9 protein-coding genes are annotated in these 14846 nt (G+C 45.2%); 3 read left to right on the plus strand and 6 right to left on the minus strand.

The genetic code is table 11. The annotated features are described in order from the left end of the window. Positions 1-29 precede the first annotated feature (29 nt). The 5 genes from NIAKO_RS19295 to NIAKO_RS19315 all read right to left on the minus strand — a co-directional run bounded on the left by NIAKO_RS19295 (position 30) and on the right by NIAKO_RS19315 (position 8369). The gene (locus NIAKO_RS19295) at positions 30-1487 is read right to left on the minus strand and encodes a RagB/SusD family nutrient uptake outer membrane protein (protein WP_041348975.1); all 1458 of its coding nucleotides are present in this window, start codon (positions 1485-1487) and stop codon (positions 30-32) included. Positions 1488-1615: 128 nt separating this feature from the next. Further along, a complete protein-coding gene (locus tag NIAKO_RS19300; RefSeq protein ID WP_207622392.1) occupies positions 1616-5251 on the minus strand; it encodes a SusC/RagA family TonB-linked outer membrane protein in 3636 nt (1211 codons plus the stop codon). A gap of 269 nt (positions 5252-5520) precedes the next feature. Beyond that, positions 5521-6648 carry a FecR family protein gene (locus NIAKO_RS19305; protein WP_014220130.1) on the minus strand — a complete coding sequence of 376 codons (1128 nt, stop codon included), beginning with the start codon at positions 6646-6648 and terminating at the stop codon, positions 5521-5523. A gap of 59 nt (positions 6649-6707) precedes the next feature. Further along, positions 6708-7289, minus strand: coding sequence for an RNA polymerase sigma factor (locus NIAKO_RS19310; protein WP_014220131.1), 582 nt, complete (start codon positions 7287-7289; stop codon positions 6708-6710). A 468-nt stretch (positions 7290-7757) separates the two neighbouring features. Continuing rightward, positions 7758-8369: an RNA polymerase sigma factor gene (locus NIAKO_RS19315; RefSeq protein WP_014220132.1), complete on the minus strand. Its 612-nt coding sequence runs from the start codon at positions 8367-8369 to the stop codon at positions 7758-7760. Between the two features lie 262 nt (positions 8370-8631). On the opposite strand from NIAKO_RS19315, the gene NIAKO_RS19320 reads away from it, so the two are divergent. Beyond that, positions 8632-8994, plus strand: a complete 363-nt coding sequence (locus NIAKO_RS19320; RefSeq protein ID WP_165761262.1) for a tellurite resistance TerB family protein — start codon at positions 8632-8634, stop codon at positions 8992-8994. A 345-nt stretch (positions 8995-9339) separates the two neighbouring features. On the opposite strand, the gene NIAKO_RS19325 is transcribed toward NIAKO_RS19320, so the two are convergent. After that, positions 9340-11178 (minus strand): gamma-glutamyltransferase family protein, encoded by a 1839-nt coding sequence (locus tag NIAKO_RS19325; protein ID WP_014220134.1) that lies wholly within the window; start codon positions 11176-11178, stop codon positions 9340-9342. 246 nt (positions 11179-11424) lie between these two features. Between NIAKO_RS19325 and NIAKO_RS19330 the strand changes: the two genes are divergently transcribed. After that, positions 11425-13065, plus strand: a complete 1641-nt coding sequence (locus NIAKO_RS19330) for a L,D-transpeptidase family protein (RefSeq protein WP_014220135.1) — start codon at positions 11425-11427, stop codon at positions 13063-13065. Positions 13066-13446: 381 nt separating this feature from the next. Further along, positions 13447-13716: a hypothetical protein gene (locus NIAKO_RS19335; RefSeq protein WP_014220136.1), complete on the plus strand. Its 270-nt coding sequence runs from the start codon at positions 13447-13449 to the stop codon at positions 13714-13716. The last annotated feature ends 1130 nt before the right edge of the window (positions 13717-14846 follow it).

Consider the following 14846-nt stretch of genomic DNA (forward strand, 5'->3'; position numbering starts at 1 on the left):
TTCAACATTCGATATTCAACATTCAGTATTTACCTCCTGGGGTTCTGCGCAATGCCTGCCAGCTTCGCCACATCCGGGATCTGAAACACCCGCATGGGATCATCTGCCGCGAGCGTTAGCACCGGCCCTTCGGCGGTAGGATGAACAACAGGAATTTTATACCTCAGCAGATCAAACCACCTCATCCCTTCCTGTACAAACTCAGCCCGTTTAAAATCCATCACAGCTGCCAGGGCGCCGGGCTGCACATCACTGGTTCGATAAAATGACATGATCTTCCCGGCAGTGATCGTATGTTGCGAAGCATTGTAATTATAGATGCGCGTTCTGGCATACACATTCAGATCACTCAGCACGTCGTCGATCTTATTGAGGTATACATTCGCTTCAGCGCGGTTAAACAATACTTCTTCGGCCGTAAGCAGCGGCACCATTACATATGGGAGACCGATCTCGGCATTGACCGATTCCCTTACAAAATATTCGTTCACCTTGGGAAGAAAATAATTGTTGGTACCCGCCGTATACAACTGGAACCGGAAGATGCGGGTACCACCGGTTACGTTTGGCCCCAATAAGATCTCATTTGCTTTAGAAGCATCCAGTCCATACCGTACGCCTACATAATTACGGGCCCAAACCGATTGGGTTTCTGCCAGTAACAGATTGGCCGGCTCAGTAGCTTTGGCATAACGCGCCCACAATTCATTATAAGTAAGCACCCGGTATTCGGTATTCCAGGGACGCAGCATGGCCACCACATTATTATTGGGAAAAACCAGAGAGGCATGTTCCACTACCTTTGCATACTCGCGTTTGAATAAATAAAAGCGGGCTGCAAACGCATGAGCCGCCGCTTTGGTAAAATGATAGCGGGGCACACTGTAACGTTTATCATCGATGAGGGGTAATCCTGTGGTCAGGTCTTTTTCAATCATGTCGTACACATACTGCACCGTCTTTCTTTCATACTGTTGAAACACCACTTTCTCCGGTTGTAACACATAAGGAATCCCGGGATCATTACCGGCGGTGGCAGCATCATAGGCTTTTGAGAAAAAAGTAACCAGCATAAAATGCGCATAGGCCCGGCATACCAATGCCTCGCCTTTTTGTGAAGTATAACTGTCCGGATCTTTTGCATTGGAACAGGCTTCCAATGCCTGGTTGGCTGCAGCAATAGCTTTGTAACAGGCATTCCAGTAAAACTCGGGCGAGTCTTCTTCGGTATTGGCTACATCTTTAAAATTGAAAGGATCTATATTCGTGCGCTCCAGTGAACCAATACCTTTATCGGCCACATTATCTGAAATGCTTTCACAAAACGCCATGTAATTGGCCTGCGGATACGCTGTGCCCAACAACTGCGATACCTTCTCAGGTGAGTTCAGCACCGCCCGGTTATCGGGAGGTTTTTCCAAAAACTTTTTACAACCGGTTATTCCCAGTAGTATTGTAAATATTGTGTATATCAGTAGCTTTTGCATGACTAAAGTTTCTGTTCCAGGTTTCAGGTTCACAGTTCCGGGCATTTACTTACTCATTTTCATTCTTCATTTTTCATTTCTGTATTTCACTTCAACATTCAATATTCAACATTCGATATTCAACATTTCTAAATCCCCACTTTTACCGAAAGCGTAATCTGCTTTTGAATAGGTTGCGCCACTCCTCCCGCATTAAAAAACTCCGGGTCCTGTCCTTTCAGTTTATCATCCGCATAGATCAGCCAGGGATTGATGGCAGATGCAGTCAGCAACAAATTGCTGATGCCTGTTTTTTTGATCCAGTCAGCTTGTACCTGCCAGGTAAGCGATACCGTTTTCAGGCGAACAAAATCTCCTTTGGCAATCCGTTGTGTTGAATAGTTATAATTGTTGTAAGGGTACGCGCCGCCCAACTGCGCCAGGTAATAAGCATCGAGTATGGAAGGCACACTGGTATATTGTTCATCACCCGGCATAATCCAGCGATCGGTAAATTCCCTGGGCATGGCAGTCATATCCGAATAGTTGGAATGAAAAGCCGGGTACAACCGGATGCGGTTGCCAGCCTGGTACGTAAGAAAAACATTCAGGGAAAATGATTTATAATGGAAGGTATTGGATAATCCACCGGTAATGGTGGGATCTACCGGTCCGTTGTATACGAGGTTACTGATGTTGTCATCCTGCAGGTAAACATCCGAACTGGTTTTACCGGTTTGATCGATAAAAATGGGTTTGCCGGATTGATGATCGAGTCCTTTGTAATTGAGGGAGAACAGGCTGCGCACGGGGTAACCCTGGCGGTTTCCACCTTCAGCAATAACCAGGTCAAAAATAAGCGGATTGTTCCGGGCATTGGTGATATCGGTGGAATTATAGCCAAACGTGGCATTCACTCTCCAGCCCCAGTTCTTTTGTTTTATTACTTCGCCCCCCACCAACAATTCCATCCCCTTCGATTCCATATCGGCATAATTGGCGGCCTTAGGCGTTTCTCCACCGATACCCGATGTTTTAATCAGACTGATAAGATCGAAACTCCGGCGCCGGTATACATCCAGGCTCATGGTGAGGCGGCGTTTGAAGAAACCGGCATCCACGCCCAGGTTGGTGGTGTATAATTTCTCCCAGGTAAGATCGGCGTTTTCGAGATTGGCCAGCTGGATCACCGATTCCACTTCGCTTAGGTATGGGCGGCGGGTATTGATATTCTTCAGTACAATGCTTGAGTTGGTAGCGGGCCCCATACTGGCAGTTAAACCATAACTGGCACGCAGGGTAAGGTAATCGGCCCAGTGTACATCCCGCATAAAAGCTTCCTGCTCTACATTCCAGGAGCCGGCCACACTCCAGGTGGGCAGCCAGCGGGCTTTTTTCGATTGCCCCAATCTGTTGGATCCATCGTAGCGGATGGTGCTGGTAAAATTATACTTGCCGTCATAGGAATAATTACCCGAAGCATACAGGGCAACAAAGCGATCGTAATCGCGGCTCATGCCATAATAAGGAAAATTATTTTCTATGGTTTGTTTCAGAATGCGGTAATCAACAAAAGCGGTTCCCCCGTTATCGTATTGATAGCCGTAACCCGTATTGGCGAAACGCTGGCGGTCGGCATACTTTACCTGCTGACCGGCCAGGATATTGATGGTATGTTTTGCCTTGAGGATCTTTGACCAGGTAAGGCTGTTGCGGAAATCGTAGTTCTGCAACATATCTTCGGTACGGTTGTAAAAACCTCCATAGGGCAACACCACTACGGGCTGCGCTTCGGGATCATCCGGATCGCGATACAGGAATTTGTTATTCTTTCTGATAGTAGAAGTACCGGCAGCGCGATAGGCTTCTGCCATATTCGCGTGTTCGGTGATCTGGTGTTCGCGGGATGATTTTACATAGCGAAAAGCGCCTACAAATTCATACTTCAGGTCTTTGAATATTTTGAACGACACATCGCCCTGCAGGCGGAGATCGATGAGGTTCAGATCGAGGTAGTTGTTCTCCAGTTCGCTGATGATATTAAAGGGTGCGAAATTTCTTCTAAAGTATTCCCGGTTGCCGTTCTGATCGAAAGGCGTTATAGTACGGCTGGTATTAAGCGCATAGCTAAAGGGGTTAATATCAAAATCCCGGTCAAACTTTCCTTCAACGGGATTGCTGTTACGGGCCAGGGCGCCCGGCGCCCGCTGCTGACGAACCGATCCTACGGTGGCAAATCCGGCAGACATGCGTTCGTTGAACTTATAGTTGTTGCGATAGTTCAACGTATAGCGGTTTACCTTGTCGGCGATCGTCCAGCCATTGTCGCCATAAAAACTGGTTGAAAAATACGACTGCGATTTTTCTGTTCCTGAAGAAACACTCAATGAATGCTCCTGCACAAAATTGTTCCGGAACAACACATCGAACCAATCGGTATTGGCCATCGCATAACGGGTTAAAAAAGCCTTGCGTGCTTCAGCCGTATTTTCCAACGGAAAGTTTCCATTAGTGCCGTTCATCAGGTCGTACATCTTGCCGTATACGCCGTTGTCGGCTCCATCGAGTATATTTGGACTAAGAATCCCTTTTCGTTCCAGCTCGCCCAGTACCGACATCTGCTGGGCAGAATTCATAATGTTGAAATCATTATAATTCGGCTTTAGCTGGGTACTGTAATTACCGGTATAATTAACCGATAAACGGCCGGCCTTTCCTCTTTTGGTAGTGATCACCACTACCCCATTCATGGCCCGGGCGCCATACAAGGCCGTTGCCGAGGCATCTTTTAAAATATCGAAGGTTTCAATATCGTTGGCATTTAACCCTGCCACTGCCGAACCTAACAATGTGGTTGGGTCGCCACTTGATAACTGATCGTTGGAGATGTTTACGATGTCTTCCAGCACAACACCATCCACCACCCATAGTGGTTTGTTATCACCATTTATAGAAGTAGCTCCGCGCACCCTGATCTTGGGTGCGGTGCCAAATGTGCCTGACACGTTTTGGATACTAACACCGGCAGCCCTGCCTTCCAGCATGCGGCTAACATCGGCCACGCCCTGCAGCTTGATCTCATCGGCTTTCAGGCGGGCAGCAGCGCCGGCAAATTTGTTCTTATCTATATTCTGAAAACCGGTAACAATCACTTCACTCAACACGCGCTCTTCTTCATTGACCAGTTCAACCGGCAAAAAAGCCTGGCCTTTATATATTATTACTTTGGGTGATTTTCCCACGTACGAAAACCGGATGCTGTCACCCGGTTGCGCATTGATGGCAAACTCGCCCTTGCCGCTGGTGAACACGCCTTTGTGGTCATCGAGGTTCTCCACAGACACATTTCCCAGTGGTGCATCCTCCTCTTTGCCGGTTACTTTTCCTTTTAATTTATAGGCAGGTAAGGTATCTGTTGCAGAACTAATAGCGGGTGGCGTTACGATAGCTCTGGTATCTTTCCTTTTATCGATCGCCCTTATTATGATAATGAAATTCTCGGTGATCTTATAACCCAGTGCCCGGCCGCGTAGCAGGCTTCGCATTACATCATCCAGGCCTGCTTCAATAAAATTTACATTTATCTTTTCCTTATCGTCAAAAAGATCGTTGCTGTAAAAAACCACAAACCCGGTTTGGCGGCGGATTTCATTGAACACCCTGCTTAACTCAGTACGCTTAGCCTGCAGGGTTACTTTGAACTCCTGCTTGGGTACAGCCAGTAAGGATAAGGGTAATGTGAATAGCACAACCACCATAGTAATGGCTGGCCAAAACAATTTCATTACCCGGATATTGTGGGAACAACGTCCGGAGGGTAAGCTCATAATACAATTAGTTTTTGTAGAACGGTTATACTATTTAGACAAGCAAACTTTTGATTCGGGTGACAGGAAGGACGTATATTTTTATTGGTTGCGGAATTTACGGTTGTGCGTTCATGGCAGACGGCAAACGGCAGAAGGCAAACATGCCTTTCCCTATTGGCTTTCGCCAATGGGTATTAGGCCATTACAGAAATGTTTTCATGTCTGCCGTTTGCCGTCTGCCAGTATTATTTACGATAAACAAACACCTTACTCCCCCTGACTTCATAACGAATATCCCCGGAAGAAGCTAACATGCTAAAGAAGTGACTGAGTGGTTTATTGCGATCGAGGGCGCCGGTGAAGTGGATGCCGGCCAGGGAGGGATCTTTTAATTCTATATCTATATCGAGCCATCGTTCAGCCACAACGGCAATCTGTTGCAGCTTTTCGTTGGTGAAAAAGTAAACGCCCTGCATCCAGCCTAATGCAGCGGTTTCGTCATATAGTTCTTTGCGCAGCGGACTATTGCGGTTTTCTGCCACCACCCATTCGCCGGGTAATAAGATAATACGTTCGCCTTTGGCATTTTGTACCGACACAGATCCGGTTACCAAAGAAATGTAGGTAGCTTCTTTATCATAAGATTTGATATTGAACTCCGTACCCAGTGCAGTTACCGTTAACCCGTTCACCTGCACCGTAAAAGGTTGTGTGGCCTGGTGCGCTACCTTAAAATAGGCTTCGCCTTTTAATTCCAGGTTGCGTGTTGGTTCGGTAAATAAAATGGGGAATTGTAAGGTAGAGATCGAATTCATCCACACCTTACTGCCATCGGACATTTGAAAATTATATCTTTTGCCGGCGGGCACCATTACCGTATTCAAAGCGCTGGGATCAATTTTTGCTTTGCGTACTTCGCCCATCCATCTGGCTAAAGAATCCTGCGTGGAAGTATGAACAACATTGCCATTCGCTAATTTTATCAGAATGCCTTTTGAAACAGTTATCTTACTGCGATTGCTGCCGATTAGAAAAAACAGCGATACTAAAATAATACCTGCCACCGCCGCGGCAATGCTATAGCGCAACCAGTGTGTATTGTTGTTGCGGATAGGAAAAGCTACTGTATCTGTAACCGGTTCGTGAACCGGTTGAACCATATTTACTTTTTGCTGTAATGCCTCCCAGGCATGCTCCATATTAAATGATTGATCGAAACTCACGGCCTTGCGCATGGCATAAACCTGTTGCATCTGCTGCCACAATTGCTCCACCTCCTGGTGTTGGGCAATCAGCTCTTCCAGCCTTAAATCATCCTCCTCACCAATTTGGCCCGTCAGTTTATCTATTATGAGTTGCTCGACATCATTCATATCAATATAATTGTTCATGGCAAGTATGCAAAATAAAACATCAGGGGGTATTAAATATATTAAGACAATAAAATATACAAAACAGGTGACAAGCCGGTAAAATAATAATAGTCGCGCAGACTTTCCCGAAGTTTTGCAAATGCCCGTCGCAGCTGGGTTTTAACCGTATTTACGGTTACACCGGCAATAACAGCTGCCTCCTGGTACTTTTTGCCTTCCACGCAAACCAGTTCAAAGATACGTTTGCATTGCTCAGGCAGCTGGGCAATCACACTTTGTACCATTTGAGCGGTTTCCTGGATCTCCATTACGTGGGTATTTTCAATGATGTCAATACGTTCCTGGTAAGTCTTTTCTTTGCGGTTCACCCTGCTTTTATGCTTCAGCAAATTCAAAGCAGCATGTTTCACCATGGTGGTTAGGTAAGCACCCAGCGATTGTTGTACAATCTCAAATTTGCGCTCCTGCCAGAATTTTACAAAAACATCCTGCACCAGGTCTTCCGCTTCGCCCTGGTCCTGTAATAACAGGAATGCCTGTATGCACAGGGTTTTGTAATACCGTTGGAATAACGCTTTGAACCCTTGCGGGTCAGCCATTTTAAGCAATTGTAGTAGGATATGGTCTGTTTCAGCACCCATTCGTTTAAGGTTTATGCTTTAATAGTTAAGATTTATATACCAGTCTTTCAACCAGGCACATAAACATACAGCAGCAGCAATTAAGCATACTGTAACATGACGGGCGCGGAAATGTGTTACTATAGTTAGAGCATTCCGTTTTGTAAAATGACAAGCAATACAGAAGATTTTAAACAGGTACGTCTGACCTATTATATTGTACTTCCCTGGCAGCCTTTTGGACTTGTTCGTTCGCGTCTTCGCTTTGTACAGGATTATTTTAACAGCAGATTGAATACCTAATGTACTACAAAAGTTTTGAAACTTACAAACGTTTAATCTAAAAAAGAAAGAAAAAGATATTTAACAGATGTAAGGAATCTATTAAAGTATAGCATTATATTTATTGACTTACAGATCGTTGTTAGTTTAAAATTTTATGTTTAAAGTTTTACGTTCCGCTTAAAACTTTAAACCCTGAACTTTGAACTATAAAGTTTTCTCTCCGGAAAAAACAGCAACGAAAAATATAAAGAGGGGAATGGAGAAGAGATCAGCCGCAATTAATCTTTCCCGTAATAACCGGATAGCGTTTATGCGGCGTTGGGTTACCATTACCGCGGTTAGCCCCGATTCTTCCGCCGCCTGCTGCACAGAAAGGCGATCATAAAATAACATGCGGAAAACAATTTGCTCGGGCGCCGGCAATTCCAGCACGAGTTCATGCATTTGATGTAACACTTTCTCCCTGATGGCAGCCGATTCAAAACGGGTAGTTGCTATCAACGCCAGGTCGTACCAGGCAGCGTCACCACCCGGTTCATTTTCTTTATCAGCCCTGATATAGGCCAAACAGATGTTCCGTACCGTTATATACAGGAAGGCTTTAATATCCACCAGCGTATTGAATTTGTCGCGCATCCCCAGCAACCTGATAAATGTTTCCTGAACGATCTGATGGGCTTCTTCCTTATTAATAATTAACTGCCTGGCAAAATCCAGCAGGGCCGCATAATGCTCTTCATACAACTGTTTCACCATTGTATAATGGCCGGCCTTAAATTCAGTAATGCTATCTCGGTTCCGGGGCGTGGTGGTCATGGGTGTATTTTAAAATTGTCAGAACTGGGATGGTTGGGATGAGTGGGATAAGATGGGATAAGTGGGAAAGGCTTTGGTAAATATAGTTAATTGGGAAATTCCCCGGGGCAATCTTTTATAAAATTCGTAAATTTCTTTATTAACATGGCAGCCGGCTTGCTGGCATTATAGTTGAAACATTCTCTTAAAATATTAAATTATGTATACCGGATTACTAAAAGCTCCAGAAGAAGGGATTTGTCACCTGTTTTATTATTGTTGTATGAAGGACGGGAAATTTGAAGAGTCTGAGTTGGATAACATATCCGACAAACTCGTTTCCATAGGTCTGCAAAAGAAGCTCAACTTCAAGGATGAAATGCGCAAGTTCAAATCGTACCAGAACACCATTACCGATGAAGACATCTACCTGAAATACCTGATCAGCATCATTAATTCGAACAACAACCTGGCGCTGTTTTCCTGGTGCATAGAATTGTGTGCTGCAGATGGCAACATCAGTGACGACGAAGACCGGCTGCTTGACCGCATTGGCAACCTGCTGAATATTGGTGATACGGAACAGGATCTTATACGGCGGCTAATGATACAGAGAGGGAAAGTACTACAAGAGAAAGCATTTTGAGTCCGAATAGAAGGTCCTGAATCGGCAATCGTGAATCGTGAATGACTCACGATTGCTGAGGTTAATAATTAACTTGCGCCGCCCGAAATTCATTGCCGGTTGCCGGCAAAAAAAAGCCGGATGCCTACCCAGGCACCCGGCGTGCTACCACATCTCTATTCTTCCATGCGTTATTTTTGAATTGAATTCATTCGGCATCCATGGCTTTTTACATTCATCTTCATCTGTTCAACACCTCAAAATCTGCATTTTATATAACCATTAACAACAAAATTATGCCAGTGCTTTATAGGTTCCTATTGCATGTATAACATTATGATATGTAGTCAATTTTCCACGATTTCGCTACCAGCCTACCCCATAATCTTCACCATGATTACTTGAACCGCCCCACATAGTTCCGTGTCTGCTGTCAAAGTAGATGGCGTTCACTGGTCCACTTGTACGATCTTCATACATGAGTTTATAACCCATCATTATCAGCTCATGGCGGATCCAGTCGGGCGTGTTGCTGTTCACCAGTAATGAACCCGGTTTGGGTTTACGGTCTTCACCGCCTAACGACAGGTACAATTGATTGGTATTAACATTGGGGGCTTCCACCGCTTGCTGCACGGTCATGCCAAACTCGGTAACATTTAAAAAGAACTGCAGCAGGTTTTGGTCCTGCGTATCACCACCCTGAACCGCAAAAGATAAATACGGTTTTCCATCTTTCAGGGCCAGTGTGGGGGTAAGCGTTACACGAGGGCGTTTTCCCGGTTCCAGTACATTAAAAGGATCTAATACCGAATCCAACACAAAGCTCTGCATGCGCTGGCTCATACCCACTCCGGTACGGCCCGCTATGCAGGCAGGCATCCAGCCGCCGCTTGGCGTAACCGAAACCACCCAACCGGCAGAATCTGCCGCTTCCACCGAGGTAGTGCCCAGCCAAAGTTTCTCCATATATTTTTCATCGGGCGGGGTATAAGCCAACGGTTTGTTACTGCTCCATTGCTGTAAATAACCGGTGAAGGGATTTGTTTTTCCTTCAAACGGATAAGGATCGCCAGGCAAAGCCGGTGTAAGGTTTTTAGCCGGGTTGATCAGTTTGGCGCGCTCCTTTGCGTATTCTTTCGACAACAATCCCTGCATGGGCTCTTCGGGTGCGAAGTATGGATCGCCATAATAAAAATCACGATCGGCAAAAGCCAGTTGCATGGCCTGCGTTACCGTATGAATATAGCGGGCTGAATTATAGCCCATGCTTTTCAGATCGAAATTTTCCAGGATGTTCAGCATCTGCAACATCGCAGGACCTTGCGTCCATTGTTTTAATTTATATACTTCAACACCTTTATAGTTAACACTCATGGGTTCTTCAATCTGCACTTTCCATTTGGCCAGGTCAGCTTCGGTAATCAACCCACCCTGTTCCTGGCAACCTCTTACAAATTCTTTGGCGATATCGCCGGTGTAGAACCGGGCGTACGCCGCATAGACCGCCTCTTTGCGGCTCTTGCCTTTTTTTAAAGCCTGTTGTTCTGATTCTACCATTTTACGCAGGGTCTCCAGCAGATCGTTTTGTTTGAAGATCTCCCCCGCTTCCGGCGCTTCGCGTTCCTGACCTGCGTGCGTTAAAAAGAGCGCTTTTGAATATGGCCATTGTTTTATCCAACTTTTACCCCGCTCTATACTGCCGGCGGTTTGCGCCTCCATGGGATAACCGGCCGCCATTTGCATGGCAGGCGCCAACACATCTTTCAGGCTCATGGTGCCATATTCGGCCAGCATGGTGCAAATACCACCGGGCGTACCAGGCGTTACCGCCGCCAACGGACCATACTCCGGCACATACTTCATCCCTTTACCTTTAAAATAAGCCGGAGTAGCGCCGGTAGGCGCCATGCCCAGGGCATTAATGCCTATTACTTTTCCCGTATGTGGATTATAAATGAGGGCTTGTGTTTCGCCGCCCCAACTCAGCACATCCCACATGGTGCAGGTAGCTGCAATCATGGCGCAGGCCGCATCCACGGCATTACCGCCTTTTTGAAAGATCATGGCGCCAGCTGTTGCCGCCAGCGGTTTGCCGGTGATGGCCAGCCAGTTTTTAGCGTGTAAAGGAGGCTTTTGTGTTTGCTGCGCCCGAAGGGTCAATAGCTGGAACAGGCAGAAAGAGAGAACCAGACATTTTCTCATATGATGTGTTTGTTTTGATTTCTAAAGATATGTCAGAACCTGGATTTATGGGATTAATGGGATGGGTGGGAGTGTATCCCAGCCGTCCCACGCATCCCACCCATCCCAGTTCAGACAGTGTAGAATCAATTCTACACCCTTTGCCAAAGAATGCATTAATCATAGTTTTTATTCAATTGATAATTATCAATTTAGAAAAGAAGTGCCCAAAATTCTAATGGTATAAAATTTCATTAACAATGATTCATGAGATACATCTTCTATTTATTATTCACTACCCTGCTATTCACCGGCTGTTTAAATAGTGCAGATAACAACAAAAATGAAGAAAGTGAAAGCGGGCCCGCCGCCGCAAAGAATATCAGCAGCCGCGATCTCAGCATAACAAAAAACAACTCGTATTCGGATCTGTTTCTGGACAGCTCTTCCCTGGATGATTTTATTGCGCGCCATCATGTGGCCGATACAGTGGCCAACCGCATGATTAGCTTTTACAATACCCGCAATTACCAGTATGCCTGGTTCAACAGCGATGGATTTACCGAAGAAGCCCAGGCATTCTGGAACCTGTTCGATCATTATCTCACCACCTCCGGCGATACCTCACTGGTGAACAAAACGCTTGAAAAACAAATGAATCGCCTGGTGACTGATAGTTTTACCGTAAGCGCCAACGACAAAACCATGCGCCAGACCGAGCTGCGCCTTACCTATAGCCTGCTTAAATATGCCTCCAGGAACTTTGAGAAGGGTTATGTAAAGCGGAAAGAGCTGGAACGGTTCGTACCCGCTAAAAAAGCCGATCCCATTGCAATAGCTGATTCCCTGCTTTCGAAAAAGCATAAGGACAACAAATATTATGAAGACATCAATGCCAGCTACAAGTCGTTAAAAGCGCAGTTGCAGAAATATGTGGACCTAAATAAACGCGGCCCCCTGCCTGCTATTCCCGCAGAAGCGAAGTCATTGAAGAAAGGCAAATCATCGCCCCACGTTCCCATAATAAAACAATACCTGCAACTGACCGGGGACCTGCCAGGCAATGATACCTCCAGGCTGTTCAACGATACCCTGGCAGATGCCATAACAAACATTCAGGAGCGATTTGGGATGAAAGGCACCGGCACGCTGAGCAAGGAGCTGATCGCTGAAATGAACGTTCCCCTGCGCGACCGCATAGAGCAGATCCTGATAAACATGGGCCGCATGCGTTGGATGCCTTCGCAACCCAATGGCACCCTCATTATCATAAATATTCCGGAATTCATTTTACACTTATTTGAAAATGGCAAGAAGGAATTTGATATGAATGTGGTGGTGGGCAAGGACGGGCACAGCACTACCCAGTTTACCGGCACCATCAACCAGATTGTATTTGCCCCCTACTGGAATATTCCCCCACGGATAGTGACCAATGAGATCTTACCCGAGATAGAAAAGAACAAACATTACCTGGAAGAGAATGAAATGGAAGACCAGGGCGATAAAGACGGCGATGGTGTTCCTGATATCCGGCAGCTGCCTGGAGATAAAAATGCATTGGGCAAGGTAAAGTTCCTGTTTCCCAACAGCTTTGATATTTACCTGCATGATACGCCCGCCAAGAGCTTATTCAACCAAACCAAACGCGCGTTCAGTCATGGTTGCATTCGCCTGGCCGATGCCCAGAAAATGGCCGAGTACCTTTTACGCAACGATCCCGACTGGGACGCCACCAGGATCTCAGAAGCCATGAATGCCAAAGAACAGAAAGTGGTAAAGCTGAAAGACAAGGCGGAAGTGTTTATCACTTATTATACCGCCTGGGTGGATGATGCAGGGCGCCTGAACTTCAGGGAAGATGTGTATGGGCATGATAAGAAGGTTAGAAACACGCTGTTTCAATAAGTGGGGTTTGAGTGCAGTGATATTTCGGGTAAACGGCAGACATGAAAGCCAAAAGAGGCAGATGATACACTGTAAGCGGCAGAAAGTTCATTGTTGGTTTAAGCTAATTTTTAGTAGTAAGTAGTTTATTTATGACTGACAAACTATGCGCTTACTAACTGCCTACCTAAACCGTTTTATTACAAGTGAGTAATAAAGTATTCAGCAAACAGGGTGACATTATTTCCGCTTAAGTTCGATCTAAAAATAAAAACGACCGCGTAAAATGCAGGCGGGCAGCGGAGTGTAGCCGACAAAAAATAAATTAATTAGTGTTTTTTTATAATTGTAGCATGAGAATTGCTCATAACTTTGTGTTTCACTTGTTATATACTTTGGACTATGCGAATTGAAGTAAAGAAAAATATCCACTTCACCAAGTTGGTGAAAGTGAATGGACGGTTGAAGGAGTTTAATTTCAGGAAATTGGGCGGATCCAATGAAGGGTTATTTACCGTGGATGTAAGCGATGACAGAGGTAACCGTATCCTGTTTCGCATGCAAAAGGAACAAGACAGCTGGAAAATACAGCCACAGCAACTGCCGAATTGGGTGATGGATAAGGAGAACACTTTCCACGACCTGATTGAGGAAGAGTTGCGTAGTTTATAAGCCGCACCTGAATGCTGCTTCCCCTCAAAGCCTGGTCCCGGATATGCCGGGAGCACCGGGCGTGTTATGTTAGCTAAGCTTTAGTTGATCGTTTTTGTTTGTTGTAAACTTATATTGGTTTATAACCGGCATTTTATTGTCACTTGAAACCTGGAACTTGCTTAACAGGCAGGTTACAGGTTTCAAGTTTAAAGTTCAACGTTTAAAGGTTGAGGCTTTCGATTCTAAAGTGCCTGGTTTATAGGTTATTAGGTTCGTAGGTTAAGTTATTTAGTTTGTTAGTTTTTGGGTCCGGTTTATAGCTGGAAACAATGTTCTAATAATTTGTAGCGTATCGTTTTTAGTTGAAAATGGGGTGCTAATAATTTGTGGAGGGTGGTTTCTAACTGAAAACAGGGCGTTTTCAGTTTGTGGCGTACTGTTTCTAACTGAAAATGGCGTGATTTCAGTTGGTAGCATACTGTTTCTAACTGAAAATAAGGTGATTTCAGTTGGTAGCATACTGTTTCTAACTGAAAATAAGGTGATTTCAGTTGGTAGCATACTGTTTCTAACTGAAAATAAGGTGATTTCAGTTGGTAGCATACTGTTTCTAACTGAAAATAAGGTGATTTCAGTTGGTGGAGTACCGTTTTAAACTGAAATCGGTGCGATTTCAGTTAATAGCACACTGTTTATTATTGAAAACGAGGTGATTTATAGCTGTATTTCCTGCCTTTCAATGTCTGCAGTCTACCTCGTCTGCCGAAGCCTTGGCGTAGGCGGGCCTACTTCCTTTCATCTCTCCTTCTGTCCTGCTTTCAATGTTTGCCGTCTGCCTCGTCCGCCGTCCGCGTGTCGCTGAAGCTTTAGCAGAGGCGCAAGCTTTAGCGTAGGCGGGCCGTCTGCCGTTTTCTTCCACATCAATTTGCAAAATGGTCATAGTTTTCCACACTTCTAACCTACTAAATCACTGATGCTCAATAGGCATTCTTTTTAAATGTATATAGGAAACATTTAACTATGAAACCGGCAAATACAAATAGCAGCAGCAACGACGTTTTGAGAAATTCGGAGAATGTGGCATTAATCACCTTCGTGGTGTTTTTGATTATCACTTTCGTCACCTCCTGCATTTATATTGGTATTGA

The organism is Niastella koreensis GR20-10 (genome assembly GCF_000246855.1).
Classification (GTDB): Bacteria; Bacteroidota; Bacteroidia; order Chitinophagales; family Chitinophagaceae; genus Niastella; species Niastella koreensis.

What these genes read in the sequence shown, in the direction of transcription:
- NIAKO_RS19295 (WP_041348975.1), bottom strand. Translation starts at nt 1,487, where the DNA reads ATGCAAAAGCTACTGATATACACAATATTTACAATACTACTGGGAATA.
- NIAKO_RS19305 (WP_014220130.1), bottom strand. Translation starts at nt 6,648, where the DNA reads ATGAATGATGTCGAGCAACTCATAATAGATAAACTGACGGGCCAAATT.
- NIAKO_RS19320 (WP_165761262.1), top strand. Translation starts at nt 8,632, where the DNA reads ATGAAGGACGGGAAATTTGAAGAGTCTGAGTTGGATAACATATCCGAC.
- NIAKO_RS19300 (WP_207622392.1), bottom strand. Translation starts at nt 5,251, where the DNA reads ATGAAATTGTTTTGGCCAGCCATTACTATGGTGGTTGTGCTATTCACA.
- NIAKO_RS19335 (WP_014220136.1), top strand. Translation starts at nt 13,447, where the DNA reads ATGCGAATTGAAGTAAAGAAAAATATCCACTTCACCAAGTTGGTGAAA.
- NIAKO_RS19310 (WP_014220131.1), bottom strand. Translation starts at nt 7,289, where the DNA reads ATGGGTGCTGAAACAGACCATATCCTACTACAATTGCTTAAAATGGCT.
- NIAKO_RS19325 (WP_014220134.1), bottom strand. Translation starts at nt 11,178, where the DNA reads ATGAGAAAATGTCTGGTTCTCTCTTTCTGCCTGTTCCAGCTATTGACC.
- NIAKO_RS19330 (WP_014220135.1), top strand. Translation starts at nt 11,425, where the DNA reads ATGAGATACATCTTCTATTTATTATTCACTACCCTGCTATTCACCGGC.
- NIAKO_RS19315 (WP_014220132.1), bottom strand. Translation starts at nt 8,369, where the DNA reads ATGACCACCACGCCCCGGAACCGAGATAGCATTACTGAATTTAAGGCC.